Origin of the sequence: Pseudomonas rustica, assembly GCF_018336155.1 — a bacterium.
GTDB lineage: Bacteria > Pseudomonadota > Gammaproteobacteria > Pseudomonadales > Pseudomonadaceae > Aquipseudomonas > Aquipseudomonas rustica.
The window spans coordinates 296,205-322,395 of the sequence record NZ_JAGYHF010000006.1 but is presented as its reverse complement, the minus strand read 5'-3'; the positions used below and the strand labels follow the sequence as shown (position 1 = coordinate 322,395).

Genomic DNA, 26,191 nt, shown 5'->3' with positions numbered 1-26,191 from the left:
TGAGGTGACTCACTGTTCAGCCCGAAGGATCGTGCCATGAAATCCCTGCAAGTCCTCTTTGTCGCGTTGCTGCTGTGTTCCAGCCTGGCGGTTCAGGCCACGGAAAGCGGCAGCGGCGACCCGCGTTACACCATTCAAAACCCGCCTGCCTACGCCATGATCGGCGATTTGCTGATTGCCCGACCGTTATTGGTGGTGGCCACGGTGATTGGTGCGGGGGCGTTTGTGGTGTCGTTGCCGTTTACCGCGCTGGGTGGCGGGATTGGCGATGCGGGGCAGGCGCTGGTGGTGGATCCGGCGCGGGCGGCGTTTGTAAGGTGTCTGGGGTGTACGGGGGAGGGGTTTGAGCAGCGCGAGTGAACTGATCAGGAGTTTGCGGTGTGGCTGATGGCCCTTTCGCGAGCAAGCCCGCTCCCACAGGTATTTTGGTGTTCACAAAATTTGTGTTCCACCACAAAACACTGTGGGAGCGGGCTTGCTCGCGAAGAGGCCCGAAAGAGCGCTGAAGGCTTAGGCCTTGCCGGTGATGATGCGATATTTCTCCATCAACTGTTCTTCAGTCTCCGGATGCGCCTCGTCCAGCGGGATGCAATCCACCGGGCAGACCTGTTGGCACTGCGGTTCGTCGTAGTGGCCGACGCACTGGGTGCACAGGTTCGGGTCGATCACGTAGATCTCTTCGCCTTGGGAGATGGCGGCGTTCGGGCACTCGGGTTCGCAGACGTCGCAGTTGATGCAATCGTCGGTGATGATCAGGGACATGCTAACTCCAGCCGGGGCGGCAGGCCCGGGCGCTATAAATCAATGCGCGCAATTGTGCCGCATTGGCGAGCGCAGTGCACGTTGCTGCGATCAACTGCTGTGCGTGGCTGCGATCAAGATCAAAAGATCGCAGCCTTCGGCAGCGCCTACTTTTTGAAGCGTAGGGTCAGGGCGTCGGCCACGGCAGGGTGGACGAACTTGGTGATGTCGCCGCCCAGCGCAGCAATTTCCCGCACCAGCGTCGAAGAAATGAACGAATAACGCTCGGACGGCGTGAGAAACAGGCTCTCCACGTCCGGCGCCAACTGGCGGTTCATGTTGGCCAGCTGGAATTCGTATTCGAAGTCCGACACCGCGCGCAAACCACGCAGGAACACGTTGGCGTTCTGCTCTTTGGCGAAATGCGCGAGCAGCGTCGAGAAACCGACCACTTCCACGTTCGGCAGGTGTTTGGTGACCTCGCGAGCCAGTTCAACCCGTTGTTCCAGCGGGAACAGCGGGTTTTTCTTCGGGCTGGCGGCGACCGCAATGATCACGTGATCGAACAGGCGCGAGGCGCGTTCGACCAGATCGCCATGGCCCTTGGTAATAGGGTCGAAGGTACCTGGGTACAACACTCGGTTCATCGCGTCGTCCTGGCGGGAGTCCGTTGGGGAGTCGGATGGTATCGCAGCCGTCCCGGTCGGGAAAGTCGCCTGTTGGGTAAGAAAGCACTATAGACGACGGGAATAATCGGTTTTTTCATGGGTTTTTCAATCGATCGGCGAGGGCGGTCGCCAGTTGCGCAGTGAGGCCATACACCGACAACTGTGGGTTGGCGCCAATGCTGGTGGGGAACAGCGAGCCGTCGTGGATCGACAGATTGCTCAGTTGATGATGGCGGCCGAGGCTGTCAGTGACCGCCGATTTCGCCTCTTCGCCCATCGCGCAACCGCCCATGACGTGGGCGCTGCCCAGTCGCGTGCGGTACAGCTCAAGGCTCAGGCCATCGATCAGCGTTCGGGCTTCGGCCAGGGTTTTCACGTAACGCGCGTCGGCGTGCATCGGCATCACCGATTTTGCGCCACCGGCAAACTGGATCTCGGCCATGACGTGGAACGCTTTGCGCAAACCTTCCCAGGCGTAGGGCGAAACCTGATAGTCGAGCACCGGCGTGCCGTCACCGCGTAATTCCACGGCGCCGCCGCTGCTGTCCGGGTGAAAACCATCGCGCAGCAGGGCGAGCATGGCGTGGGTGTGCGGCAGGTCGGCCATGTGCTGCGCGTTCTCCTGGCCGAAACCACCGAGCAACGTCGCCGCCAGTGCCGGGTGCAGTGGCGGCACTTCAAGTTTGAACGCCATCGGCCCGGTGGTGCCGTCCTTCCACTGGAAATGGTCGGAGTAGATCGACTGCGGCGCCCCGTAAAACGGATTGACCACTTCGTCGAAACGCGCGGCGGACATGTTCACCGGATGCAGAAATGTACGCTTACCGACATTCTTGTGCGGATCCGGCGCATCGGAGCGCAGCAGCAACGCCGGGCTGTTGATGCCGCCACCGGCCAGCACGTAATGCCGCGCCTTGACCGTGATGGTGCGCCCGGTCGGCGCGACACAGCGCTCGTCCATCGCCACGCATTGCAGGCCGGTGACCTTGTCGCCGCTGATCAGCAGTTTTTCCGCGCGGGCCAGATAAAGCAGCTCGCCACCCTTTTCCAATGTCGCCGGAATGGTGGTGACCATCATCGATTGTTTGGCGTTGGTCGGGCAGCCCATGCCGCAGTAGCCGAGGTTCCAGCAGCCGCGAACATTGCGCGGGATCACGTGCCAGCTGTAGCCGAGTTGCTCGCAGCCTTTGCGGATCACGTCGTTGTTGGCGTTGGGCGGCACCAACCACGGGGCGACGCCGAGGCGCTGCTCCATTTTCTCGAACCACGGCGCCATCTCGGCAACGCTGTGGCCTTTGACGTTGTGCTCGGTGGCCCAGTGTTCGAGGGTGGGTTCCGGGGTGCGGAAGCTTGATGTCCAGTTGATCAACGTCGTGCCGCCGACCGCGCGGCCCTGCAGGATGGTGATCGCACCGTCCTTGCTCATGCGGCCGATGCCTTCCTGATAGAGGCTGCTGTAGGCCTGATCTTCAAGCATTTTGAAGTCGGAACTGGTTTTCAGCGGGCCTTCTTCGATCAGCAGGACTTTGTAGCCGGCGGCGCTGAGGATTTCCGCCGTGGTGCCACCACCGGCGCCGCTGCCGATGATCGCGACGTCGGCTTCGAGGGTCAGGTTATCGGTGAGTTGCGCGCCGTTGTAGGTTTTCCAGCCTCGGGCGAGGCCTTCGCGGAAGGGGTCGGGTACAGGCATCGGTCAGGTTCTCTTGTTTTTGTTGTTTTTGCTGGCCTCATCGCGAGCAGGCTCACTCCTACATTTGGAATGCAATCCCCTGTAGGAGTGAGCCTGCTCGCGATGGGCGCGACACAATTTCAGACAGTAGGCGGCCCGGGATAGCCGCAATGCCCCCACGATTCCGCGCGGGTGTACCAGGCCATCGTGACCATTTGCTGCAACGAGCTATGCCCCATTTTCAACAAACTCAACGAACTGTTTTCCCAGCGATCGAGGAAGTTGCGCATCGCCTCGGCGCTGGCATTTTCCCAACTGCCCCAAATCCCGGTGAGCGGCCCGCGCGTCACGGCCATGCCAAGCACGTCGAACAGCTGGCGAGTGAGTTTGAGCATTTCCGGCGACAGGTGATCGAGGCTGTAATCCAGTGTCTTCAGCGTGCCATCCACCGCGCTCGGCATCTTTTCAGTAGCCACGGCGCCGTCGAGCATCACCGGAATCAGCGCGCGCAGAAACAGCAGATCGCCGTCGCGCAAGCTGATGAAGCCGTTGGCCGCGATGCTGGAGGAACAACCACTGAGGCTGGCACCAAAGCCAGCGGTGGCGAGGAAGGCCGTGGCACCGAGGCTGAATTTCAGCAGGCCACGGCGCGACAGGGCAGGTGTTTCGGTCAGGCTTGGGTGCATTGTTTTTATTACCCGGCGGTGACAAGTGATTAGCGAATAAACAGCTTCTGGATCAGTTTCTGAATCGATTTGCCGTACGGCGGGTAGATCAGTTTGGCGGCGTTGAAGCGCTGTTTAATCAGCACGCCTTTGGCCTTGCTGAAGGTCAGAAAGCCTTCATGCCCGTGGTAATGGCCCATGCCGGAAGGGCCGATACCGCCAAACGGCATATCATCCTGGGCGACATGCAGCAGCGTGTCGTTCAGGCACACGCCGCCCGAATGGGTTTCGTGCAGCACGCGGGTTTGTTCGCGTTTGTCGTAGCCAAAGTAGTAAAGAGCCAGAGGTCGTGGGCGCTGATTGATGTAAGCGAATGCCTGCTCCAGATCGCGGTAGGGCACGATCGGCAGCAACGGGCCGAAGATTTCGTCCTGCATCACGGTCATGTCGTCGCTGACATTCAGCAGCACGCTGTGCGGCATGCGTCGGCCCTGACCTTGTTCGAACAATGGAATCAACAGCGCGCCTTTGCTGGTCGCATCGCTGACGTAACTGTTGAGCCGGGCCAATTGGCGTTCGTTGATGATCGCCGTGTAATCCGGGTTATCGGCGAGGGTTGGATAGAAGCTCTGCACCGCTTGGCGATAGGCTTCGACGAAGCCGCCGACGCGGTCTTCCGGCACCAAAACGTAGTCTGGAGCGACGCAGGTTTGCCCGGCATTGAGGGTTTTGCCGAAGGCGATGCGCTCGGCGGCGTCCTTCAGCGGCACGTCGCGGGAGACGATGGCCGGCGACTTGCCGCCCAGTTCCAGCGTGACCGGCGTCAGGTTTTCCGCGGCTGCGCGCATGACATGTTTGCCGATGCTGGTGGCGCCGGTGAACAGCAAATGATCGAAGCGCAGACGGGAAAATGCCACGCCGATGTCGGCCTCGCCGAGCACCACGCAGACCAGATCTTCGGGGAAAATGCGCGCGAACAATTCCTTCATCAACTGCCCGGTGGCCGGGGTCGATTCGCTGAGTTTGAGCATCACCCGGTTGCCCGCTGCCAGCGCGCCGACCAACGGGCCGATGGCCAGATACAACGGGTAATTCCACGGCACGATCACGCCGACTACGCCCAACGGCTGGTACACGACTTTCGCCGAAGCCGGTTGGAATGCCACGCCGACCTTGCGCCGCGAATCCTTCATCCAGCCCTTGAGATGGCTGCTTGCGTAATGGATGCCGTGCAGGCTCGGCATCAGTTCGGCGAGCAGGGTTTCGTCGGCACTGCGATGACTGAAATCCGCGCTGATCGCCTCGATCAAAGCCTGGCGTTCATTGCTCAGCAAGTCGCGCAACGACTTCAGCCATTGCTGGCGCTGCGCGGCGGGCGGCATCGGGTTGGCGGCGTATGCGGCCCGTTGCGCCTCAAATAACCGATCGAGCTCTTCCAGGGGCTGTTGCAGCGTTTGCAGGTAGGCAATATCGGCAGTCATCGTAGGCTCCGGATTTATTGTAGTGATGAACTTTTTAGAGTCTATGCTCTATAAAGTCAAATGACTTCCGTGTGCAGCTTTGTTTTATCCATTTCCGGATAGGTCGTAAGATGCCCCTCACCGCACTCTGAATTAAAGCTCAAGCCATGGCCCCACGAATAAAAACCAGCGAGCGCATCGTGCAGAACAGCCTCGAGCTGTTCAATCAGCAGGGCGAGCGCAGCATCAGCACCAACCACATTGCCGCCCATATGGAGATTTCTCCGGGCAACCTGTACTACCACTTCCCCAACAAGCAGGCGATCATCTCGGTGCTGTTCAGTGAGTACGAAGCCTTGGTGGACAGCTTTCTGCGCCCGCCGCAGGGGCGTGCCGCGACCGTCGAAGACAAGCGTTTCTATCTCAAGGAGCTGCTCTCGGCGATGTGGGGTTACCGCTTTCTGCACCGCGACCTTGAACATTTGCTCGACAGCGACCCGGAACTGGCCGCGCGTTACCGGCGCTTTTCCCAGCGCTGCGTGATTCAGGGCGCGGCGATCTACGAAGGCTTTGTCGCCGCCGGGATCCTCAAGATGGATCGCGTGCAGATCGAGTCGCTGACCCTCAACGCGTGGATCATCCTGACCTCGTGGGTGCGCTTTCTGTGCACCACCCGCGAGAATTCCAACCACCTCAGCGAGCAAGCCGTTAAACGCGGCGTGTATCAGGTCTTGGTGCTGGAAGCCGGGTTCGTCACTGATGAGTCGCGGGATGCGGTCAATGCACTGTTCGACGAGTTTTATGTACCGCTGGCCCAGGCCCTCGAAGACGTAAAGTAAACATTCCGTTGAAACTCCACAGGAGCTCGTTATGCCGATTGCGCAGTTGCTCAGCCCGCAAGCCTTGGATGCCCGCAAGGAACAGCCGGGGCTGGTGATTCTCGATTGTCGTTTTGCCCTCGAAGACCCGGATTACGGGCAGCGCAGCTACGCCGAAGGACACATTGCCGGCGCGCGCTTCGCCGATCTTGAGCGCGATCTCAGCGGCAAAGTGGTGAAAGGCGTGACCGGACGTCATCCGCTGCCCGAGCCGGCGGCGTTGATTGAGCGGCTGCAAGCGTGGGGCATCAACAACGACAGTGACGTGGTTTTGTATGACGACGGCCCTGGTGCTTATGCGGCGCGGGCATGGTGGTTGCTGGCGTGGCTGGGCAAGCGCGATGGCGTGTTTATTCTTGATGGCGGACTGAAGGCGTGGCATGCGGCGGGTTTGCCGTTGAGTCTGGATGCGCCGGAGGTCACTCTTGGGGATTTCAGTGGTCAGCCCGACATGGGCTTGTTGATCAGTGCTGAGAAATTGCAAAAGCGTCTCGGGCAACCAGCGTTGACCTTGATCGATGCTCGGGCCTTGCCGCGATTCAAGGGTGAGGTTGAGCCGATTGATCCTGTGGCCGGGCATATTCCGGGGGCACAGTGCGCGGCGTTTACTGACAACTTGGGTAGTGACGGGCGGTTTTTGCCGGCGGATCAGTTGCAGCAGCGTTTTGCCGCGAAGCTGGGTGATCGTTCGCCGTCGGATCTGGTCGCGTATTGCGGCTCCGGGGTGACGGCGTGTCACAACTTGTTTGCGTTGTGTCTGGCGGGTTATCCGTTGGGTTCGTTGTATGCCGGGTCGTGGAGTGAGTGGATCAACGAGCCGGCGCGCGGCATAGCCACCGGCGAATAAGATCAAAGGATCGCAGCCTGCGGCAGCTCCTACATTGGAATGCATTCCCTGTAGGAGCTGCCGCAGGCTGCGATCTTTTAGCTTTCCAGGCGGGCACTGCGATACGCCGCGGGCCCGACGCCATAAGCCTGCTTGAACTGTCGGCTCAAGTGGCTCTGATCGGCAAAGCCCAACTGAGTCGCGACTTCCAGCGGCAAACAACCACTCTGCAACAATGCCCGCGCCTGGGCGATGCGTTGTTGCATCAGCCAGGTGTGCGGCGGCATGCCGGTCGCGCGGCGGAATACCCGGGCGAAATGGAAGGGCGACAGATTGACCGCCGCCGCCAGTTCTTCCAGCGATGGCGGCGCCGCCAGTTGTGCGTGCATGACGTCCTTGGCCAACAGCACCGCGCGGTGCTCTTTGCCGGGATTGGCAACCTCGCGCACCGCCGCGTGACGCTGCAACAGCAGCAACATCATCTCGCGCCACACCGTTTGCTGTTGCAGTGCGGTCGCGGGGCTTTCCAGCAAACGGTGCAACTGGCAGAAACCGTTGACCAGATCCGGGTCGCGATACAGCGTGGCGCCGAAGGCCGGCAGACTGGTGGTCGGCAACTCCAGCTCATCCAGCAGCGAAACAATCTTGCCGGTATCCGGATAAAACGCCCGGTACAGCCAGCCGTCCTCGGTGCCTTTGTGGCCGGTGTGCAGTTCGTCCGGATTGATCAGCACCAACGTGCCGCTGCCCGCCAAGTGTTCAGCGCCGCGATAGCGGTAGCGCTGAGCGCCGGCCATGATCATGCCGATGACAAAACCGTCGTGTACATGCGGGGCGAAGCGTTGCTCGATATAGCGCGCCGACAACAACTCGACCCCGGCCAGTGGCGCGGTTTGCCAGAATCGGATCGACTCGCCCTGATCGCTCATGCGGGCACGCTGGCCAGCCATTGCGGGATGCGGCGTTCGAGGTAGTAGCCGGGCTGGCGCACTGAGCCGTCGACGAATCCAACGTGCCCGCCGCGCGCCTGCAATTCAAAAGCGGTCGAGGCCGACAGTTCGCTTTCCGAAGGCAGGCTGTGCGGGAACACAAATGGATCGTCCGCTGCCTGAATGATCAACGTCGGTGTGCGGATCTCGCCGAGGAAATAACGGCTCGACGCTCGACGGTAATAATCCTCGGCATCAGTAAAACCGTGCAGTGGCGCGGTCACGCGGCCATCGAAATCCCAGAACGTGCGCATGTTCTCCAGCGAACCGAGCGCTGCCAAAGCCGCCAGCCCATCCTCGCGCCCATCGTGCTGAAACTGCCGTTGCTTGTTCTTGATGTAGGCGACCATCTCACGCATGAAGTGCGCCTGATACACCTTGGAAAAGCCTTGGCCGATACGGTCGGCGCACTGGTCGAGGCGGAACGGTACCGATACCGCCACCGCACCGACCACGCCACTGGCGCTACCGGTTTCACCCAGATGTTTGAGCAACACGTTGCCGCCCAGCGAATAGCCGACGGCGTACAACGGCGCCAACGGGCGTTTCGCGCGCAGGTGTTGGATGGTTTCGGCGAGGTCTTCGCTGGCGCCGGAATGGTAGCTGCGCGGCAGCAGATTCGGTTCGCCCGAACAACCGCGCCAGTTCAGCGCAACACTGGCCCAGCCCTGATCGGCCAAGGCTTTTTGCACGCCGGCAACATAAGGCGAATTGGAAGAACCGGTCAGGCCATGCAGCACCAGCACCAACGGCGCATCGGCCGTGTGCGGGCCATGCCAGTCGAGGTCAAGAAAGTCGCCATCCTCAAGCCACAAGCGCTCGCGCTCACGCTGGATATGCACGGTTTTGCGCCACAGCGGCCCCCACAAGGTTTGCAGGTGCGGATTGCCGAGGCCGAGGGCGGGGATGAAGCGTTCTGAAGAGGCGGACACGATGGTTCTCGATGCAGCGATGTGATGAGGCCCACAAAGCTGTTAGTCAATTTCCAGAGTACACAGGCTCAGTGTGGCGAGGGAGCTTGCTCCCGACGGGGCGCGCAGCGGCCCTTTTTCGGACTGCTGCGCAGCCCAGCGGGAGCAAGCTCCCTCGCCACAGGTTTTTGCTCGCCTTGGGTTAAGCGGCGACTTCGGCCGTACGTTGCCACAGCGCGTAGTAAACCCGGCCGGATTTCTGTTCGCGGTGCAGGCGCCAGTTGCCCGGCAGGCCCAGCGTCGATGGCGCCGTTTCACTTTCAGTGTAGATCCACGAGTCGGCGGCCAGCCACTGACGCTCTTCGAGCAGGTTGCACACGGCGGGCAGCAGGTTCTGGTTGAACGGTGGGTCGAGGAACACCAGGTCGTACGCACTGGCGGTCTGGGTTTCCAGATAACGCAGCGCGTCCGCCGTCTGCACCTGGCCGTTGGTGCAGCGCAGGGTGCCGAGGTGTTCTTTCAGGCTGGACACCGCAATGTTGCTCGCGTCCAGCGCCTGACCCATGGCCGCGCCACGGGACAGCGCTTCGAGAAACAGCGCGCCGCTGCCGGCGAACGGGTCGAGTACCTTGGCCCCTTCAACGTACGGCGCGAGCCAGTTGAACAGGGTTTCACGCACGCGATCCGGCGTCGGGCGCAGGCCCGGCGCATCGGGGAAGCTCAGCTTGCGGCTGCGCCATTGGCCACCAATGATGCGCAACTGGTTCACACCGTTGTGAACGTTGTGCGCAGGCTTTTTAGGGGAACGAGTTGCCATTAATGCTCCGGAACCCCGAGCGGTTGCTCGGCAGGTTTATCAGATGGGGCCGGTAACGGCTTTTGCGGCACGGTCGGGCCAGCGGTGACGATGACCATTTTGTCCGTGCTCAGGTGTTTGTTCAGGGCGTCGCGGACTTGTTCCACGGTCAGGCTTTGCGACTGACGCATGAAATCGTCCAAATAGCTCAACGGCAGATTATAGAAGCCCATCGCGCCGAGTTGGCCGACGATATCGGCATTGCTCGCGGTGGACAGCGGGAAACTGCCGGCCAGCTCGCGTTTGGCGTCGTCGAGTTCTTTCTGCGTCGGGCCGGTTTTCAGGTAGTCGGCGAGCACGTCTTGCACCAGTTTCAGGGTGCCTTCACTCATTTCCGCGCGGGTCTGCAGATTGATCATGAACGGGCCGCGCGCCTGCATCGGGCTGAAACCCGAATACACGCCGTAAGTCAGGCCACGCTTCTCGCGCACTTCGCTCATCAGACGTGTACCGAAACCGCCGCCGCCGAGGATCTGGTTGCCCATCGACAGCGCCGCGTAATCCGGATCGTCACGGTCGATGCCCAGTTGCGCGAGCAGCAGGTTGGTCTGCTTCGACGGGAACTCGATGTGATTAACGCTGGCCTTCGGTTCCTGCGGCTGCGCGATCTTTGCCAGCGCCGGGCCTTTGGGCAGTGCACCGGAAACCTGATTGGCAATCGCCTCGGCCTCAGCGCGAGACAAATCGCCGACCAATGCAATCACCACGTTGCCAGCCGCGTAGGCCTTGGCGTGGAACTCACGCAATTGCGCGAGGGTGATCTTCGGCACGCTTTGCGGATTGCCGTCGCTCGAGTGCGCGTACGGGTGATCGCCGTACAGACGCTTCATCAGCTCGAGGCTGGCGAGTTTGCCGGGGTTCTGCTTCTGGTATTCGAAACCGGCGAGCATCTGGTTTTTGATGCGGGCAAAGGAGTCAGCCGGGAAGGTCGGTTTGCCGACCACTTCCGAGAACAGCTTCAAGGCCGGTTCGCGCTTGTCGACGGCACTCAAGCTGCGCAGCGAGGCCAGCGCCATGTCTTTGAAAGCACCGTTGCCGAAATCCGCACCGAGACCTTCGAAGCCTTGAGCGATGGCGCCGACGTCTTTGCCAGCCACACCTTCGTTGAGCATCGCGTTGGTCAGCACTGCCAGACCCGACGCGCTGCCGTCCTGGCTGCTGCCGGCGGCGAAGATCAGGCGCATGTCGAACATCGGCAGCTCATGGGCTTCGACGAACAACACCTTGGCGCCGTCGGCGGTGTTCCAGGTCTGCACGTCGAGTTTGCGGCTGGCCGGGGCCTTGCCGTCGAGTTCGGCCAGCGATTGCAGCTTCTGGCTGGTCTTGGCGTTGTCGAGGGCTTCGCTGGCCTTGCTGTCAGCGCTTGGCGACAGATAGAAAGCAGCAGAGCCGATCACCGCCACGGCGATCAGGCCGAGCAGCATCAAACGTGGGGTTTTGCGCTCACTCATGAGTCGTCTCCAGTGGCAGGACGTGGGCGACGCTGAGACGTTCGCGGGTGAAATACAGCTTGGCGGCGTTCTGGATGTCTTGTGGGGTCACGCTTTCCAGATCGGCAAGTTCGGTGTCCATCAGTTTCCATGACAGGCCGACGGTTTCCAGTTGACCAATCGCAGTGGCCTGGCTGGTGATCGAATCACGTTCGAAGACCAGACCGGCGATCACTTGGGCACGCACGCGCTCCAGCTCTTCGGCGGACGGTGCGGTGGTTTTCAGCTGTTCCAGCAGTTTCCACAGACCGGCTTCGGCTTGCGCCATGGTCTTTTTCTTCTGCGTGTTTGGCGTTGCCGAGAGGGTGAACAGGCTGTCGCCACGGGTGTAGGCGTCGTAGTTCGATGAACCACCGGAGACCAGTTCTTCGCCGCGCTCCAGTTGTGTCGGGATGCGACCGCTGTAGCCGCCGTCGAGCAAAGCCGAGATCAGGCGCAAGGCGTTGACCGAGCGTTTGTCTTCAGCGGTGGCGATGCTTGGCACGTTGAAACCGAGCATCAGGCTAGGCAGTTGTGTCTGCACGTGCAGGGTGATTTGGCGTTCGCCGGGTTCGGCCAGTTCCAGCGGTTTTTTCGCCGGAGGCACGTCGCGCTTGGCGATCGGGCCGAAGTAGCGTTGGGCGAGGGTTTTCACTTCGTCCGGGGTGACGTCGCCGACTACTACCAACGTGGCGTTGTTCGGCACGTACCAGGATTGGTACCAGTGGCGCAGCTCTTCGACCTTCATGCGGTCGAGGTCGGCCATCCAGCCGATGGTCGGCGTGTGGTAGCCGCTGGCCGGGTAGGCCATGGCCTTGTAGCGCTCGTAGGCTTTGGACATCGGCTTGTCATCAGTGCGCAAGCGGCGCTCTTCCTTGATGACTTCGATCTCCTTGACGAACTCGTCAGCCGGCAGGCGCAGATTGGCCATGCGGTCGGCTTCCAGCTCAAAGGCTACGCCCAGACGGTCGCGGGCCAGCACCTGGTAATAAGCGGTGAAGTCGTCGCTGGTGAAAGCGTTCTCTTCGGCGCCGAGGTCGCGAAGGATCAGCGACGCTTCGCCGGGGCCGACTTTCTCGCTGCCCTTGAACATCATGTGCTCAAGCGCGTGAGACAGACCGGTCTGGCCCGGGGTTTCGTAGCTGGAGCCGACCTTGTACCAGACCTGCGAGACCACCACTGGCGCGCGATGATCTTCGCGCACGACGACCTTGAGGCCGTTGTCGAGGGTGAATTCGTGGGTCGGTTGCGGGTCGGCCGCCAGGGCCGAAAGGGGCAGGCAGACTGTGCTGAGCAGCAGGCCTGCGGCGCGGCGGGCTAGAGCATTCATTCGTTTTTTAACCTGTTGGGCTGCCCGCTTGGTCTTAGCGTCGGCGGGCGAGAGGGTGCTAGGATACTGATCCGTTTTACTGGCGGCCACGCCTATCAAGCCACTGATCGGTAGATAGGTTGTATGGGTTCCCGGCAGAAGCTTTGAGTTTGTCAGCTAAACTCTGCGTTTTCGCCGAAGATGCCGTTCCAGTCCTTCGTATTAATCGACCTTTGAGGTGCCTCTGGCGCCTCGACAAAATGTTGCGCGTGAACAAGCTGGATGAAACACAGTCTGTTCTGCATCGAATATTTATTTGCCGGGGCGCCCTTATGGCGCGTCGCTACCGTGAGATAGCCGTCCTCCATGTTTGGTTCCAACGACGACAAGAAGACCCCAGCTGCGGCTGGCGAGAAGAAAAGCCTGTTCGGATGGCTGCGTAAGAAACCGCAGGAACCCGTCGTCGAACAGCCGCCCGCGATTCCTGAGCCCGCTCCCGCGCCGGCGCCGGTAATAGAAGAAGAGCCGGCACCGATCGTTCTGCCGATTGCCGAACCGGTGTTGCAACCGGTTGAGCCGGAACCCGAGCCGCAAGTGCCAGTAGCGGCGGAATTGCCGCTGACCCCGGCGGCCGAGCCGTGGCTGACCTTGCCGGTGGCGGAAGAGCCGGTGGCGTTGGTTGAAGAGGCTGCGCCGCACATTACGCCGGTGATTCCTGCGCCAGTCGCGTTTGAGCCGGAAGTAGCTCCCGCACCTGTGGTTGAGCCGATTGTCGAGCCTGCGCCGGTGGTTGCTGAGCCGGTTGCCCCGGTATTCGTTGAGCCAGTTGCGCCGGTTGTTCAACAGCCTGCACCTTTACCTGCACCGGTTATCGCTGAGCCAGTTGCGCCAGTTGCGCCAGTTGAAGTGGTCGCTGAAGCCCCCGTCGAAGCCCCGCGTACCGAAGAAACCAAAGCCGGTTTCTTCGCCCGCCTCAAGCAAGGCCTGTCGAAAACCAGCGCCAGCATCGGCGAGGGCATGGCCAGCCTGTTCCTCGGCCGCAAAACCATTGACGACGATCTGCTCGATGACCTCGAAACCCGTCTGCTCACCGCCGACGTTGGTGTCGAAGCCACCACGCAGATCATCCAGCGCCTGACCCAGAAGGTCGCTCGTAAAGAACTGGCCGACGCCGACGCGCTGTACAAATCCCTGCAGGCCGAACTGGCCGCGATGCTCAAACCGGTTGAACAACCGCTGAAAATCGCCTCGCAGAACAAGCCATTCGTGATTTTGGTGGTCGGCGTCAACGGCGCCGGCAAAACCACCACCATCGGCAAACTGGCGAAGAAGCTGCAACTGGAAGGCAAGAAAGTCATGCTCGCCGCCGGTGACACCTTCCGCGCCGCTGCCGTGGAGCAATTGCAGGTCTGGGGCGAGCGCAACAAGATTCCGGTGATTGCTCAGCACACCGGCGCCGACTCCGCCTCGGTGATCTTCGACGCCGTGCAAGCCGCCAAGGCCCGTGGCATCGACGTGTTGATCGCTGATACCGCCGGTCGTCTGCACACAAAAGACAACCTGATGGAAGAGCTGAAAAAGGTTCGCCGGGTGATCGGCAAGCTCGACGCCGACGCGCCGCACGAAGTGCTGCTGGTGCTCGATGCCGGTACTGGCCAGAACGCCATCAATCAAGCCAAACAATTCAACCAGACCGTCGAACTGACCGGTCTGGCGTTGACCAAGCTCGACGGTACTGCCAAGGGCGGGGTGATTTTCGCCCTGGCCAAGCAGTTCGGCCTGCCGATCCGCTACATCGGCGTCGGTGAAGGCATCGACGACTTGCGTACTTTTGAAGCAGAACCCTTTGTCCAGGCACTCTTTGCCGAGCGGGAGCGTTCATGATTCGTTTCGAACAGGTCGGTAAACGCTACCCGAACGGTCACGTCGGCTTGCATGAGCTGAGCTTTCGAGTCCGTCGTGGCGAGTTCTTGTTTGTCACCGGCCACTCCGGTGCCGGTAAATCCACGTTGTTGCGCCTGTTGCTGGCGATGGAACGTCCGACCAGCGGCAAACTGCTGCTGGCCGGGCAAGACCTGAGCACCATCAGCAACGCGCAGATTCCGTTCCTGCGCCGGCAGATCGGCGTGGTGTTCCAGAATCACCAGTTGCTGTTCGATCGCACGGTGTTCAACAATGTCGCGTTGCCGCTGCAGATTCTCGGGCTGTCCAAGGCCGAAATCGCCAAGCGTGTCGATTCGGCGCTGGAGCGTGTGGCGCTGTCGGATAAAACCGATCTGTACCCAGGCGATCTGTCGACCGGTCAGCAACAGCGCGTCGGCATCGCCCGCGCCATCGTGCACCGCCCGGCCTTGCTGCTGGCGGACGAACCGACCGGTAACCTCGACCCGCGTCTGGCCGCGGAAATCATGGGCGTGTTCGAAGACATCAACCGGCTGGGCACCAGCGTGCTGATCGCCAGTCACGACCTGGCATTGATCGCGCGCATGCGGCACCGCATGCTGACCCTGCAACGTGGCCGATTGATCGGCGACGGGGAGGCCGGAGTATGAGTGCGACGCGCAGCCCCAAGGTTTCCGAGCGCGTGGCGCCGAAAGCCGCCGATCCGCAGCCGCAGAAAAAGAAAAAGCACGACGATGACGATGGCCCGGACTTCGCCACGCTGTTCCGCGCGTGGATCGAAAGCCATCGCGCCAGCCTGCTCGACAGCCTGCGTCGCCTCGGCAAGCAGCCGATCGGCAGCTTCTTCACCTGCATGGTGATGGCCGTGGCCTTGAGCCTGCCAATGGGCTTGTCGTTGCTGCTGAACAACGTCGAGCGTCTCGGTGGATCGTGGCAGCGTGCGGCGCAGATCTCGTTGTATCTGCAACTCGACGCGAGCCCGGAGCAGGGCGAGTCGTTGCGCGAGCAGATCAAAGGCATGCCCGGCGTTGCTGATGCTGAATATGTCGGCCGTGATCAGGCGCTGGAAGAATTCCAGCAACAGTCCGGACTGGGCGAAGCCCTGCGCGAGTTGCCTGAGAACCCATTGCCGGGCGTGGTGCTGGTGACGCCGAACGAAGTCGACAAGCCAACCCTGGAAGCATTAAGACAAAAACTTTCCGAGCTGCCCAAGGTACAACAGGCGCAACTTGATCTAGTCTGGGTCGAGCGTCTGGCCGCCATCCTCAAGCTTGGCGATCGTTTTGTCTTCGGTCTGACGGTGTTGCTGGTTTCTGCATTACTTTTGGTGATAGGCAATACCATTCGTCTTCATATTGAAAACCGCCGCACCGAGATAGAAGTGATTAAACTCGTCGGCGGCACTGACAGTTATGTGCGACGCCCCTTCCTCTATATGGGCGCGTTGTATGGCTTCGGTGCGGGGCTGTTGTCCTGGGGTGTATTGGCGTTCGGCCTGAACTGGCTGAACGATGCGGTGGTTGGGCTGGCCGGGTTGTACGGCAGTGATTTCGCACTGGCCGGCGTGCCAGTAGCCGACGGTCTGTCGCTCTTGCTTGGCGCGGTGCTGTTGGGTTATATCGGTGCATGGATTGCAGTCGCACGTCATCTCAGGGAGCTGGCGCCGAAGTAGAATCTTTTTTGCGCGTGATTGACCTCGCGGTTTTTATGGGAACTCTCGTTTGAATTCCCGGTCAATTTTTCGCAGTGCTGAGAAGCACGAGTATGTAAGTCGGAGGTTTTTTCGTATGACCAATTCTTTGCAACCTGCGTATGCGTTGGTTCCGGGTGCGAACCTGGAAGCTTACGTGCACACCGTCAACAGCATTCCATTGCTGACGCCGGAGCAGGAGCGTGAACTGGCCGAGAGTCTCTACTATGAGCAGGATTTGGGGGCGGCTCGGCAGATGGTGCTCGCCCACCTGCGTTTTGTCGTACACATTGCCCGTAGCTATTCCGGCTACGGTCTGGCTCAGGCTGACCTGATCCAGGAAGGTAACGTCGGCCTGATGAAGGCGGTCAAGCGCTTCAACCCGGAAATGGGTGTGCGTCTGGTGTCGTTCGCCGTGCACTGGATCAAGGCGGAAATTCACGAGTTCATCCTGCGCAACTGGCGCATTGTGAAAGTCGCGACCACCAAGGCCCAGCGCAAGCTGTTCTTCAACCTGCGCAGCCAGAAGAAACGTCTGGCGTGGCTGAACAACGAGGAAGTCCACCGTGTGGCGGAAAGCCTCGGCGTGGAACCGCGTGAAGTGCGCGAGATGGAAAGTCGCCTGACCGGCCATGACATGGCCTTCGACCCGGCTGCTGAAGCCGATGACGACAGCGCTTTCCAGTCGCCGGCCAACTATCTGGAAGACCACCGGTACGACCCGGCGCGTCAACTGGAAGATGCCGACTGGAGCGACAACTCCAACAACAACCTGCACGAAGCACTCGAAGTGCTGGACGAACGCAGCCGTGACATCCTCTACCAGCGCTGGCTGGCAGAAGAGAAAGCCACGCTGCACGACCTGGCGCAGAAGTACAACGTGTCGGCTGAGCGTATCCGTCAGCTCGAGAAGAGCGCGATGAACAAGCTCAAGTTGTCGATCGCTGCGTAACCGGCGAACAGGCAATAAAAAACGCCCCGATCAGCAATGATCGGGGCGTTTTTGTATGTCGCGTTTAAAGCTGAATCAGATCAGCGCTGAACAACGCGCAATTGCTTGCTGGCCGGTTCATTAGGCAATACGCGCTTGGCGACGACGTAATGCTTTTCCCAATACGGCTTGTTCAGCGTATCGATGCTCACCGACTTGCCACGACGCGGCGCATGGATAAAGCGATCATTGCCCAGGTAGATGGCAACGTGGTTGACTCGACGGCTCTTGATGTTGAAAAAGATCAGGTCACCGGGCTTGAGATCGTTGCGCTCGACTTTCACCCCATGACCGCTGGCCATGGCGTTGGAAGTGCGTGGCAGGTCGAATGTGGCGTCGTTAAACGCGTATTTCACCAGACCGCTGCAATCGAAGCCTTTACTTGGGCTGCTGCCGCCCCAACGATAAGGTGTACCGAGGACGTTTACAGCGCGGCTGAGCACGTTACTGCTTTCCTTGCTCGCCATCGGTGGCACCAGCTTGCTGTGGTTCTTGCTGCTCAGCGTGGTGGTTTTGCTTTTGCTGCTTTTGCTCGAAGGAGCCGAAGCATGGGATTTAGGGGTAAAGCCGTTAACGTTAGGAAGACGTTGCTCACGATTGGTGGCGTGGGCGGCCAGTGGCATTAATAGGCAGATGGTTAGCCATGTCTTGAAAAATGGTCGCATTAGGCGTGGCTCTTAAGTGGTAGCGCGCAACTTTATAACAGCTTTTTTGTCCCTTCCGAGGCCGTTGGTCGATTCAACCCGGTGGTCAATTTCGTTCAACAAGCGGCAAATTGACTCAATTGTCGGACAGAACCCAAGCCCCACAAGGCTTTGCGCAATGTGTAACAGTGAAGAGCCACTTGTCGGCTCGACACAAAAAAGTCACAAAGATGCAGAAAATATTTATCTATCGAGGCAAATGAGGTCATTCATGAACCGCTATCAGCAGGTTGCTCAACCGCAGGACACGCACAGCAAGGTGATCGGTTATCTGCTGTGGATTCTTGGCTTCACCGGCGCTCACCGCTTCTATTACGGCAAACCGGTGACCGGGACGATCTGGTTTTTCACCTTCGGTTTGCTCGGCATCGGCTGGCTGATCGACCTGTTCCTGATCCCGGCGATGGATCGTGAGGCGGATCTGCGTTTTACCGCAGGGCCGATCGAATACAACGTCGCGTGGATTCTGCTGACGTTCCTCGGGGTATTCGGCGTACACCGGATGTATCAGGGGAAATGGATCAGCGGGCTGGTGTATCTGCTCACGGGCGGGTTGTTCTTTATTGGCGTGCTGTATGACTTCTGGACGCTGAATGATCAGGTCTCGGTGCGTAACGCGCAGAATCGCGGCGCTTTCCAATAACCTGTGGCGAGGGGATTTATCCCCGTTGGGCTGCGAAGCGGCCCTGAATCTGAGAACGCGGTGGAGATGATCCACCGCGTGCAATAGCTTCGCGACTGCTTCGCAGCCGAACGGGGATAAATCCCCTCGCCACAAGATCCCTCAGCATCAAGCCTGGTGGCTAATCCGCCCATCCACCAGCGTATAGCGAACCACACCCGGCAGACTGTGCCCCAGGAACGGGCAGTTCTCGCCCTTCGACAGCCAGTTCTCACCGGCCACCGTCGATGCCTGCGGGTCGAACAGCACGATATCCGCCGCCCCACCCACCGCTAGCTTGCCCGCCGGCAGGCGCAACGCCTCAGCCGGGCCTGCGCTCAGACGTGCGAGCAAGGTCGGCAGATCCAGCAAACCATCCTCCACCAGCGTCATCGCCAATGGCAGCAACAACTCAACGCTGCTGATGCCCGGCTCGGTCGCGCCGAACGGTGCCAGTTTGGCGTCACGTTCGTGTGGCTGGTGATGGCTGGAAATCGCCGAGATCACCCCGGATTTCACCGCTTCACGCAGACCGTCGCGGTCGGCGCGGGTACGCAGTGGCGGTTGCACATGATAGAGGCTGCTGAAGTCGATCAGCGCTTCGTCGGTCAGAATCAGCTGATACAGCGCGACATCCGCCGTCACCTTCAAACCACGGGCCTGCGCCTGAGCGATCAGGGCGACGCCGCGCGCGCTGGTCAACTGGCTGAAGTGCGCACGCACGCCGGATTGCTCGACCAGCAGCAGATCGCGAGCCAGCGCCACAGTCTCAGCGGTTTCCGGAATCCCCGGCAGACCGAGGAAGCTGGCCACCGCGCCTTCGTGAGCCAAACCACCTTCGGCCAGATCATGATCCTGCGAGTTGAAAATCACCGTCAGATCAAACGTCGCCGCATATTCCAGCGCCCGGCACAGCGTGCGGGTATTGCGAAAGCTCTCCAGACCGTTGCCGAACGCCACACAACCGGCGTCGCGCAGCGCCACCAGTTCAGCCAGTTGCTCGCCGTCCAGACCTTTGCTCAACGCGCCAATCGGGAACACCTTGGTGTTGCCGGCTTCGCGGGCGCGGTCGAGGATCAGCTCGGCCACGGCGGAGGTGTCGAGCACCGGTTTGGTTTTCGGCGGGCAACACAGGCTGGTCACGCCACCGGCAGCGGCGGCGCGGGTTTCGCTGATGATCGAGCCTTTGCGGCTGTAACCCGGCTCGCGCAGGGCCACGTTCAGGTCGACGAGGCCCGGGGCTGCGACGAGGCCTTGGGCGTCGATGGTTTCTACTGCCGTGAAACCCGCTGGAGCGGCGCCGAGGGCGACGATCTTGCAGGCTTCAACGTGAATGTCGGTGATTTGATCCAGGCCGCTGCTTGGATCGATGACGCGTGCGCCGAGAATGCTGAGCTTCACTGGGCGTTCTCCTGCTCGAATTGACGCTGCGCGGTTTGTCCGCTCATGGCCATGGACAGCACAGCCATACGAATTGCGATGCCGTAGGTGACCTGATTGAGGATCACCGAGTGCGGGCCGTCGGCCACTGCTGACTCGATTTCCACGCCACGGTTGATCGGCCCCGGGTGCATGACGATGCAATCGGGTTTGGCCCCGGCCAGACGCGCGGTGGTCAGGCCGAACAGGCGGTAGAACTCGCCTTCGCTCGGCAGCAGGCCGCCGGTCATGCGTTCACGCTGCAGGCGCAACATGATCACCACGTCGACGTCTTTCAGGCCTTCGGTCATGTCGGTGTAGACCTTCACGCCGTATTGCTCGATGCCGATCGGCAGGAGGGTTTTCGGCGCGATCACACGGATGTCCGGACAACCGAGGGTTTTCAGGGCGAGCATGTTCGAGCGCGCGACCCGCGAGTGCAGGATGTCGCCGACGATGGCCACCGAGAGGTTTTCAAAGCCGCCCTTGTGCCGACGAATGGTGAGCATGTCGAGCATGCCCTGCGTCGGGTGCGCGTGACGGCCGTCGCCGCCGTTGATGATCGCCACTTGCGGGCATACGTGTTCGGCGATGAAGTGCGCGGCACCGGAATCACCGTGGCGCACGACGAACATGTCGGCGGCCATGGCTTCGAGGTTGCGCAGGGTGTCGAGTAGCGTTTCACCCTTGCTCGCCGACGAGGTCGATACGTTCAGGGTGATCACGTCCGCCGACAGCCGCTGGGCCGCCAGTTCGAAGGTGGTGCGGGTGCGCGTGGAGTTTTCGAAGAACACGTTGCACACGGTCTTGCCGCGCAGCAACGGGACTTTCTTCACCGCCCGGGCACCGACTTCGAGGAACGAGTCGGCAGTGTCGAGGATTTCCGTCAGCAACTCGCGGCGCAGGCCGTCGAGCGAGAGGAAGTGGCGCAGCTGGCCCTGATCATTGAGCTGCAGCGGGCGCTTGGTATCTAGAGGCGTCATCGCGAAGGGGACTCTCAATAGGGCGGATTAAAGGGACATGTCTTGCAGTTCGAGCGTCAACGGCTCGGGGCCGGACAGCTTCACCCGTTCGTGAGCGGCCAGCGACAGTGTCGCGCCGACCACGTTCGGGCGGATCGGCAGCTCACCAGCGTCCAGATCCAGCAGGCAGACCAGGGTCACGCTGGCCGGGCGGCCGTAGTCGAACAATTCATTGAGGGCGGCGCGGATGGTGCGGCCGCTCATCAGTACGTCGTCGATCAGCACCAGATGCTGGCCTTCGATCTCGAAGGGCAGGGCGGACGGGCGCACTTGTGGGTGCAGGCCGTTCTGGCTGAAGTCGTCGCGGTAGAAGGACACGTCCAGCGTGCCCAGTGGCGCGTCGCTGCCCAATTCCTTGAGCAAGGCCTGCGCGACCCAGATGCCGCCGGTGCGGATGCCGATGTAGCGCGGTTCAGTGATGTCACGCTGGGCAAGGTGCGCCTTGAGGCGGGTCGCCATCTGACTGATCAGATCGGCGGGATTTGGCAGGCTCATGGTTGCTCCTTGTTGGGGGCGAGTCGGATCCTTGGACACGACTCGGTTTTTCACTCAAAAGAAAAGCGCCGAAGCGCTTGTCAGGATTCAAACAATGCAGTGTTTTCATCGAGCCAGCCCTGCAACAGCAGCGCGGCAGCGATGGCGTCCACCGGGTTGTCGCGGTAACTGCCTTTCTGGCCGCCGCGCACCAGGCGCTCGCCCTTGGCCTCAAAAGTGGTCAGGCGTTCGTCGTGGGTATAGAAGGGCACATTGAAGCGGCCATTGAGGCGGCGGGCGAATTTCTCCGCGCGCAGGCACATTTCGCTCGGCGTGCCGTCCATGTTCAGCGGCAGGCCGACGACCACGGCGTCGGGTTTCCATTCCTTGAACAGCGCTTCCACCTGATTCCAGTCGGGAATGCCGTTTTGCGCTTTCAGTGTGCACAGCTCGCGGGCCTGGCCGGTAATGACCTGGCCGACCGCGACGCCGATCTGTTTGGTGCCGTAGTCGAAGCCGAGAATCAGACGCAGCGCCATCAGGCGTGACCTGCCTGGCTGGTCAGCAGGCTGAGGTTGATCCCCAAGTGCTTGGCCGCCGCTTCGAGACGCAGTTCGCTGCTGGTGTTGAAGAGGATGTCGGCGTCGTACGGGCAGGTCAGCCAAGCGTTGTCGGCCATTTCCGCTTCCAGTTGCCCGGCTTCCCAACCCGCATAGCCGAGGGCGATCAGGCTTTTCGCCGGGCCAACGCCGTCTGCGATGGCGAACAGCACGTCTTGCGAGGTCGACAGCGACAGGTCGCCGTCCAGCTGTGCGGTGGCCTGGAAGGTTTTGCCCGCCGGATGCAGGACAAAACCGCGATCAGTCTGTACCGGCCCGCCGATGAAGATCGGCACGTGCTGGCACAGTGCTGGCGGGTCGATGTCCGGGCGCAGTTGCTCGAGAATGTCGGCCAGATTCAGCTCTTGCGGTCGATTGACCACAATCCCCATCGCGCCATTGGCCGTGTGCTCGACGATGTAGGTCAAGGTATGGGCAAAGTTCGGGTCGGCCATGTGAGGCATGGCGATCAGGAAGTGATGCTTGAGGTAGCTGGGGCTGACGTTTTTCATGTGCGCTAGTGTGGCGTTCGGGGGGCAAACTGACAAGCTGAAGCCGCCAAAAGATCGCAGCCTTCGGCAGCTCCTACAGGGGAGCACAGGCCAAACTGTAGGAGCTGCCGAAGGCTGCGATCTTTTGATCTTGCCCTTAATTGCTGGACAAGCGGTCGCCGCGGGCGAATTTCCAGGTGCGGATGATTTCCAGGCGGTCGATGTCCGACAGGTCGCCGGTAAACGGTGCAAACGGCGCCGCCAGGCGGACGATGCGCTGCGCCGCTTGATCCAGTAGCGGCTGGCCAGACGATTCCAGCACCAACACTTCATACAGCGAGCCGTCGCGGTTGATCGAGACCATCAGGCGCAAATTGCCGTAGATCTGCTTGCGCCGCGCTTCGTCGGGATAATTCAGGTTACCGATGCGCTCGACCTTCTTGCGCCATTCGTCTTTGTACCAGGCGCCCTTGTCGCGCATGGTCGACGCAGCGCTCAAGCGATGAATGCGCGGGCGTTTGGCGTACAGCTGTTGTTCTTTGGCCAGTTCGGCTTCAAGGCTGGCGATGTCGCTAGATAGCTGCGAGCTGTCGAACGTCGGCGCGTCGACCGACGGTTTCACTTCAGTCTTGGTTTCTTCTTTCTTGGTCGGCGCTTTTTTCGGCTTCGGCGCCACGGTGGTCACCGCGGCTTTGGGCGCAGCCTCCTGCACTTCCGGCTTGGCGGCCGGTGGCGGCGTGACTTTTTTGACCTGATTGTCCTGGAACGGCGCGACCTCAGTGGTCTTCGGAATCGCCTTTTTGTCCAGCGTGCCGCTGCCTTCCTGATTTTCCTGAGCGAGAAAATCCGCCTTCTCCGGCTTCTTTTCGCTCTTGAAAGTGGCGAGGGTAATTTCCAGGGTTTTGCTGATTTGCTTGGGCTCGACCATCGTGAAGCCGACGCCAAGCAGCAACGCCAAATGGATCAGCGCCGCAAGGAATAGGGTAAAACCGAGGCGATCGGCCGGGCGCACGCCACGATGGGCGAGTTCAGCGGGCAGATCGGACGGGAGGGTCATTTCAAGAAAACCAACATCGCGTTTTTCAGAGGCCGGGCATGATAACGCAATGTTGGTCGCATCTTGGTTGTTCTATCTCAACGAGCTTTAAGCTTCTGATCGATGGCATCCATGAGCATGCCGCCGATATCAGTGCCAAACGCGTTGTCGATTTCACGGATGCAGGTCGGGCTGGTCACGTTGATTTCTGTGAGGCTCTCGCCGATCACGTCGAGACCGACGAACAGCAGGCCCTTCTCACGCAGGGTCGGGCCGACTTGGGCGGCGATCCAGCGATCTTTCTCGGTCAGCGGACGCGCTTCGCCACGACCACCGGCGGCGAGGTTGCCACGGGTTTCGCCCTGCGCCGGAATGCGTGCCAGGCAGTAATCCACCGGCTCGCCGTCGATCATCAGGATGCGTTTGTCGCCGTCCTTGATCGCTGGCAGGTAGGCCTGGCCCATGATCTGCTGGCCACCGAGGGCGGTCAGGGTTTCCAGAATCACCGACAGGTTCGGGTCGCCCGCGCGGTGACGGAAGATCGAAGTGCCGCCCATGCCGTCCAGCGGCTTGAGGATCACGTCGCCGTGTTTCGCGGCAAATTCGCGCAGCACATCGGCGCGACGGCTGACGATGGTTGGCGGCGTGCACTGCGGGAATAGCGTGGCGAACAGCTTTTCATTGCAGTCGCGCAGGCTCTGCGGTTTGTTCACCACCAGTACGCCGGCGGTTTCGGCCTGTTCGAGCAGGTAGGTGGAGTAAACGAACTCCATGTCGAACGGCGGATCCTTGCGCATCAGGATCACGTCCAGATCGCTCAGCAGGTTGTCCTGCTCGGCGTCCAGTTCGAACCATTTTTCCGGGTTGGCGAAGACTTTCAGCGGCTTCATGCGCGCACGTGCCTGACCTTCGCCCTGATACAGGTCGCGCTGTTCCATATAGAACAGTTCCCAGCCGCGCTTTTGCGCGGCCAGCAGCATGGCCAGCGAGCTATCCTTTTTATAGGAGATGCTGGCGATAGGGTCCATGACAATCCCGACGCGAACGCTCATTGGGTTTTCCTCGAAAATTGGCTACCGGATCGGTATTGAAAAAGTGCCGCCAGAGTGGCGCCGGGTGGGTTTTCGGTCAAGGGAAAACCCGTCGATAGATTGGATCTGGAGACTGTGCTAAAAAGGCTGGCATATCGTGCTGGCCCTTAAGCATCAAGGGTTTCCGGCCATTACTCATAGCAAAACGGACAATTTGATTCGCAAAGGCGACGGTAGAGCCCTCTTATGGAACAGCAGTCCAGCGCCTTGAAGGTCATGGTGATCGACGACTCGAAAACGATTCGTCGTACCGCCGAAACATTGTTGAAGAATGTCGGTTGCGAAGTGATCACGGCGATCGACGGTTTCGACGCCCTGGCCAAGATCGCCGATAACCACCCCGGGATCATTTTTGTCGACATCATGATGCCGCGTCTGGATGGTTATCAGACCTGCGCTTTAATCAAGAACAACAGCGCGTTCAAGGCGACACCGGTGATCATGTTGTCATCGCGCGACGGGCTGTTCGACAAGGCCAAGGGGCGGATTGTCGGTTCTGATCAATTTTTGACCAAGCCTTTCAGCAAGGAAGAACTGCTCAACGCGATTCAGGCCCATGTTCCGGGCTTTGCCGCCGTTTTGCCGCAGTAAGACACGTACAGAGACGCGCGGTCAGCGGGCCGGGCGTCGACAAGAAAAATGGGGAAAACCATGGCACGTATCCTGATCGTCGATGATTCGCCGACTGAAATGTACAAACTCACCGGCATGCTGGAAAAGCACGGCCATGAAGTGTTGAAGGCCGAAAACGGCGCGGACGGCGTGGCCCTGGCCCGGCAGGAAAAACCTGATGCGGTACTGATGGACATCGTCATGCCCGGCCTCAACGGTTTTCAGGCAACCCGCCAGTTGACCAAGGATGCCGACACCACACACATCCCGGTGATCATCATCACCACCAAGGATCAGGAAACCGACAAGGTCTGGGGCACTCGTCAGGGCGCCAAGGACTACCTGACCAAACCGGTCGACGAAGACACCCTGATCAAGACCCTGAACAACGTACTCAAAGGCTGATCGCGCAACCATGAGCGAATCGCTGACCGCGTTCGAACTGCTCTGGCAGATCGACCAGCGCTGCCGCTTGCTGGCGGCGGACTTGCCGTCGCAACCGGCGCGCCAGGATCGCTGGAGCGGCATCGGCTTTCGCCTCGGCGAACACTGGTATGTGGCGCCGATGGGCGAAGTCAGCGAAGTGCTGCACGAACCGCGCTTCACCCAGTTGCCCGGGGTCAAGCCGTGGGTCAAAGGCGTGGCTAACCTGCGTGGGCGGCTGCTGCCGATCATGGATTTGTGTGGTTTCTTCGGGCATGAACTGTCGCCGCTGCGCAAACAGCGGCGGGTGTTGGTGGTGGAGCATGGGGACGTGTTTGCCGGGCTGATGGTCGATGAGGTTATTGGCTTGCAGCATTTCGAGCAGGACAGCTTCGAACCGATCTCGATCAGCAAGCGCCAGGGCTCCAAGGCCGAGTTCGTCAAAGGCTATTTTCGGCGCGAGCAGAACTGGCGGGTGTTCAGCCTGTTTGCACTGGCGAAATCCCCGGTGTTCATGAGCGTCGCGATATAACAGATTCAACACCGTCCCTTGTAGGAGCCGAGCTTGCTCGCGAAGAGGGCGTGTCAGGCGCAATCAATGTTGGCTGACCCACCGCTTTCGCGAGCAAGCTCAG

At 60.6% G+C, this 26,191-nt stretch carries 30 protein-coding genes; 11 read left to right on the top strand and 19 right to left on the bottom strand.

Translation table 11 applies throughout. The annotated features are described in order from the left end of the window. The first annotated feature begins 36 nt into the window (after window positions 1-36). Window positions 37-360, top strand: coding sequence for a multidrug transporter (locus KFS80_RS14015; RefSeq protein WP_212545088.1), 324 nt, complete (start codon window positions 37-39; stop codon window positions 358-360). A 150-nt stretch (window positions 361-510) separates the two neighbouring features. On the opposite strand, the gene KFS80_RS14010 is transcribed toward KFS80_RS14015, so the two are convergent. From KFS80_RS14010 to KFS80_RS13990, 5 genes are all read right to left on the bottom strand, one after another. Beyond that, window positions 511-762, bottom strand: coding sequence for a YfhL family 4Fe-4S dicluster ferredoxin (locus KFS80_RS14010; RefSeq protein WP_038358877.1), 252 nt, complete (start codon window positions 760-762; stop codon window positions 511-513). Between the two features lie 146 nt (window positions 763-908). Continuing rightward, on the bottom strand, window positions 909-1,388 hold the full coding sequence (coaD, locus tag KFS80_RS14005; protein ID WP_003176711.1) for a pantetheine-phosphate adenylyltransferase: 480 nt from the start codon (window positions 1,386-1,388) through the stop codon (window positions 909-911). 115 nt (window positions 1,389-1,503) lie between these two features. Next, on the bottom strand, window positions 1,504-3,099 hold the full coding sequence (locus KFS80_RS14000) for a GMC family oxidoreductase (RefSeq protein ID WP_053124738.1): 1,596 nt from the start codon (window positions 3,097-3,099) through the stop codon (window positions 1,504-1,506). A 119-nt stretch (window positions 3,100-3,218) separates the two neighbouring features. Continuing rightward, on the bottom strand, window positions 3,219-3,764 hold the full coding sequence (locus KFS80_RS13995) for a twin-arginine translocation pathway signal protein (protein WP_212545087.1): 546 nt from the start codon (window positions 3,762-3,764) through the stop codon (window positions 3,219-3,221). Between the two features lie 29 nt (window positions 3,765-3,793). Further along, on the bottom strand, window positions 3,794-5,242 hold the full coding sequence (locus tag KFS80_RS13990; RefSeq protein ID WP_305728908.1) for a coniferyl aldehyde dehydrogenase: 1,449 nt from the start codon (window positions 5,240-5,242) through the stop codon (window positions 3,794-3,796). Window positions 5,243-5,370: 128 nt separating this feature from the next. Here KFS80_RS13990 and KFS80_RS13985 point away from each other — a divergent pair, with 128 nt between their 5' ends. Then, window positions 5,371-6,042 carry a TetR/AcrR family transcriptional regulator gene (locus KFS80_RS13985; protein WP_053124733.1) on the top strand — a complete coding sequence of 224 codons (672 nt, stop codon included), beginning with the start codon at window positions 5,371-5,373 and terminating at the stop codon, window positions 6,040-6,042. A 31-nt stretch (window positions 6,043-6,073) separates the two neighbouring features. Beyond that, window positions 6,074-6,928 (top strand): sulfurtransferase, encoded by an 855-nt coding sequence (locus KFS80_RS13980; protein ID WP_212545086.1) that lies wholly within the window; start codon window positions 6,074-6,076, stop codon window positions 6,926-6,928. 77 nt (window positions 6,929-7,005) lie between these two features. Here KFS80_RS13980 and KFS80_RS13975 read toward each other — a convergent pair whose 3' ends face one another. The 6 genes from KFS80_RS13975 to KFS80_RS13950 form a co-directional block, all read right to left on the bottom strand. After that, window positions 7,006-7,836, bottom strand: coding sequence for an AraC family transcriptional regulator (locus tag KFS80_RS13975; protein WP_212545144.1), 831 nt, complete (start codon window positions 7,834-7,836; stop codon window positions 7,006-7,008). Continuing rightward, window positions 7,833-8,828 carry a hydrolase gene (locus tag KFS80_RS13970; RefSeq protein ID WP_212545085.1) on the bottom strand — a complete coding sequence of 332 codons (996 nt, stop codon included), beginning with the start codon at window positions 8,826-8,828 and terminating at the stop codon, window positions 7,833-7,835. The genes KFS80_RS13975 and KFS80_RS13970 overlap by 4 nt, the downstream gene beginning before the upstream one ends. Before the next feature lie 181 nt (window positions 8,829-9,009). Next, entirely contained in the window at window positions 9,010-9,624 is a 615-nt protein-coding gene (gene rsmD / locus KFS80_RS13965; RefSeq protein ID WP_212545084.1) for a 16S rRNA (guanine(966)-N(2))-methyltransferase RsmD, read from the bottom strand. Next, window positions 9,624-11,114 (bottom strand): M16 family metallopeptidase, encoded by a 1,491-nt coding sequence (locus KFS80_RS13960; protein WP_212545083.1) that lies wholly within the window; start codon window positions 11,112-11,114, stop codon window positions 9,624-9,626. The genes rsmD and KFS80_RS13960 overlap by 1 nt, the downstream gene beginning before the upstream one ends. Continuing rightward, a complete protein-coding gene (locus KFS80_RS13955; RefSeq protein ID WP_212545082.1) occupies window positions 11,107-12,462 on the bottom strand; it encodes a M16 family metallopeptidase in 1,356 nt (451 codons plus the stop codon). Before KFS80_RS13955 ends, KFS80_RS13960 begins: the two co-directional genes overlap by 8 nt. Window positions 12,463-12,614: 152 nt before the next feature. Continuing rightward, on the bottom strand, window positions 12,615-12,809 hold the full coding sequence (locus KFS80_RS13950; protein ID WP_053124721.1) for a hypothetical protein: 195 nt from the start codon (window positions 12,807-12,809) through the stop codon (window positions 12,615-12,617). On the opposite strand from KFS80_RS13950, the gene ftsY reads away from it, so the two are divergent. The 4 genes from ftsY to rpoH all read left to right on the top strand — a co-directional run bounded on the left by ftsY (window position 12,808) and on the right by rpoH (window position 16,985). Next, complete coding sequence (ftsY, locus tag KFS80_RS13945; RefSeq protein ID WP_212545081.1) at window positions 12,808-14,325, top strand: signal recognition particle-docking protein FtsY; 1,518 nt, start codon at window positions 12,808-12,810, stop codon at window positions 14,323-14,325. The genes KFS80_RS13950 and ftsY overlap by 2 nt on opposite strands. Continuing rightward, window positions 14,322-14,993: a cell division ATP-binding protein FtsE gene (ftsE, locus tag KFS80_RS13940; RefSeq protein WP_003229148.1), complete on the top strand. Its 672-nt coding sequence runs from the start codon at window positions 14,322-14,324 to the stop codon at window positions 14,991-14,993. Before ftsY ends, ftsE begins: the two co-directional genes overlap by 4 nt. Next, the gene (gene ftsX, locus KFS80_RS13935) at window positions 14,990-16,015 is read left to right on the top strand and encodes a permease-like cell division protein FtsX (RefSeq protein WP_053124717.1); all 1,026 of its coding nucleotides are present in this window, start codon (window positions 14,990-14,992) and stop codon (window positions 16,013-16,015) included. Before ftsE ends, ftsX begins: the two co-directional genes overlap by 4 nt. A 115-nt stretch (window positions 16,016-16,130) precedes the next feature. Then, window positions 16,131-16,985 carry an RNA polymerase sigma factor RpoH gene (gene rpoH, locus KFS80_RS13930; RefSeq protein WP_042561557.1) on the top strand — a complete coding sequence of 285 codons (855 nt, stop codon included), beginning with the start codon at window positions 16,131-16,133 and terminating at the stop codon, window positions 16,983-16,985. Window positions 16,986-17,065: 80 nt separating this feature from the next. Here rpoH and KFS80_RS13925 read toward each other — a convergent pair whose 3' ends face one another. Beyond that, window positions 17,066-17,689 carry a C40 family peptidase gene (locus KFS80_RS13925; protein ID WP_053124715.1) on the bottom strand — a complete coding sequence of 208 codons (624 nt, stop codon included), beginning with the start codon at window positions 17,687-17,689 and terminating at the stop codon, window positions 17,066-17,068. A 250-nt stretch (window positions 17,690-17,939) separates the two neighbouring features. On the opposite strand from KFS80_RS13925, the gene KFS80_RS13920 reads away from it, so the two are divergent. Further along, a complete protein-coding gene (locus KFS80_RS13920) occupies window positions 17,940-18,371 on the top strand; it encodes an NINE protein (protein WP_053124713.1) in 432 nt (143 codons plus the stop codon). Between the two features lie 147 nt (window positions 18,372-18,518). Here KFS80_RS13920 and KFS80_RS13915 read toward each other — a convergent pair whose 3' ends face one another. From KFS80_RS13915 to gshB, 7 genes are all read right to left on the bottom strand, one after another. Further along, window positions 18,519-19,790, bottom strand: coding sequence for a dihydroorotase (locus tag KFS80_RS13915; RefSeq protein ID WP_159811883.1), 1,272 nt, complete (start codon window positions 19,788-19,790; stop codon window positions 18,519-18,521). Continuing rightward, window positions 19,787-20,791 (bottom strand): aspartate carbamoyltransferase catalytic subunit, encoded by a 1,005-nt coding sequence (locus KFS80_RS13910; RefSeq protein WP_007913665.1) that lies wholly within the window; start codon window positions 20,789-20,791, stop codon window positions 19,787-19,789. The genes KFS80_RS13915 and KFS80_RS13910 overlap by 4 nt, the downstream gene beginning before the upstream one ends. 27 nt (window positions 20,792-20,818) lie before the next feature. After that, entirely contained in the window at window positions 20,819-21,325 is a 507-nt protein-coding gene (pyrR, locus tag KFS80_RS13905) for a bifunctional pyr operon transcriptional regulator/uracil phosphoribosyltransferase PyrR (RefSeq protein WP_212545080.1), read from the bottom strand. Window positions 21,326-21,405: 80 nt separating this feature from the next. Then, on the bottom strand, window positions 21,406-21,843 hold the full coding sequence (ruvX, locus tag KFS80_RS13900) for a Holliday junction resolvase RuvX (protein WP_007913667.1): 438 nt from the start codon (window positions 21,841-21,843) through the stop codon (window positions 21,406-21,408). Further along, window positions 21,843-22,415: a YqgE/AlgH family protein gene (locus KFS80_RS13895; RefSeq protein ID WP_053124707.1), complete on the bottom strand. Its 573-nt coding sequence runs from the start codon at window positions 22,413-22,415 to the stop codon at window positions 21,843-21,845. Before KFS80_RS13895 ends, ruvX begins: the two co-directional genes overlap by 1 nt. 136 nt (window positions 22,416-22,551) lie before the next feature. Continuing rightward, window positions 22,552-23,451 carry an energy transducer TonB gene (locus tag KFS80_RS13890; RefSeq protein WP_053124705.1) on the bottom strand — a complete coding sequence of 300 codons (900 nt, stop codon included), beginning with the start codon at window positions 23,449-23,451 and terminating at the stop codon, window positions 22,552-22,554. A gap of 77 nt (window positions 23,452-23,528) precedes the next feature. Beyond that, window positions 23,529-24,482, bottom strand: coding sequence for a glutathione synthase (gene gshB / locus KFS80_RS13885; RefSeq protein ID WP_053124703.1), 954 nt, complete (start codon window positions 24,480-24,482; stop codon window positions 23,529-23,531). Between the two features lie 225 nt (window positions 24,483-24,707). On the opposite strand from gshB, the gene pilG reads away from it, so the two are divergent. From pilG to KFS80_RS13870, 3 genes are read left to right on the top strand one after another with little or no spacing between them, the layout of a single operon-like run. Beyond that, window positions 24,708-25,112 carry a twitching motility response regulator PilG gene (gene pilG / locus KFS80_RS13880; RefSeq protein WP_007913673.1) on the top strand — a complete coding sequence of 135 codons (405 nt, stop codon included), beginning with the start codon at window positions 24,708-24,710 and terminating at the stop codon, window positions 25,110-25,112. 60 nt (window positions 25,113-25,172) lie between these two features. Beyond that, window positions 25,173-25,538: a twitching motility response regulator PilH gene (gene pilH / locus KFS80_RS13875; protein ID WP_053124759.1), complete on the top strand. Its 366-nt coding sequence runs from the start codon at window positions 25,173-25,175 to the stop codon at window positions 25,536-25,538. Between the two features lie 10 nt (window positions 25,539-25,548). Next, a complete protein-coding gene (locus tag KFS80_RS13870) occupies window positions 25,549-26,088 on the top strand; it encodes a chemotaxis protein CheW (RefSeq protein ID WP_007913675.1) in 540 nt (179 codons plus the stop codon). Window positions 26,089-26,191 lie beyond the last annotated feature (103 nt).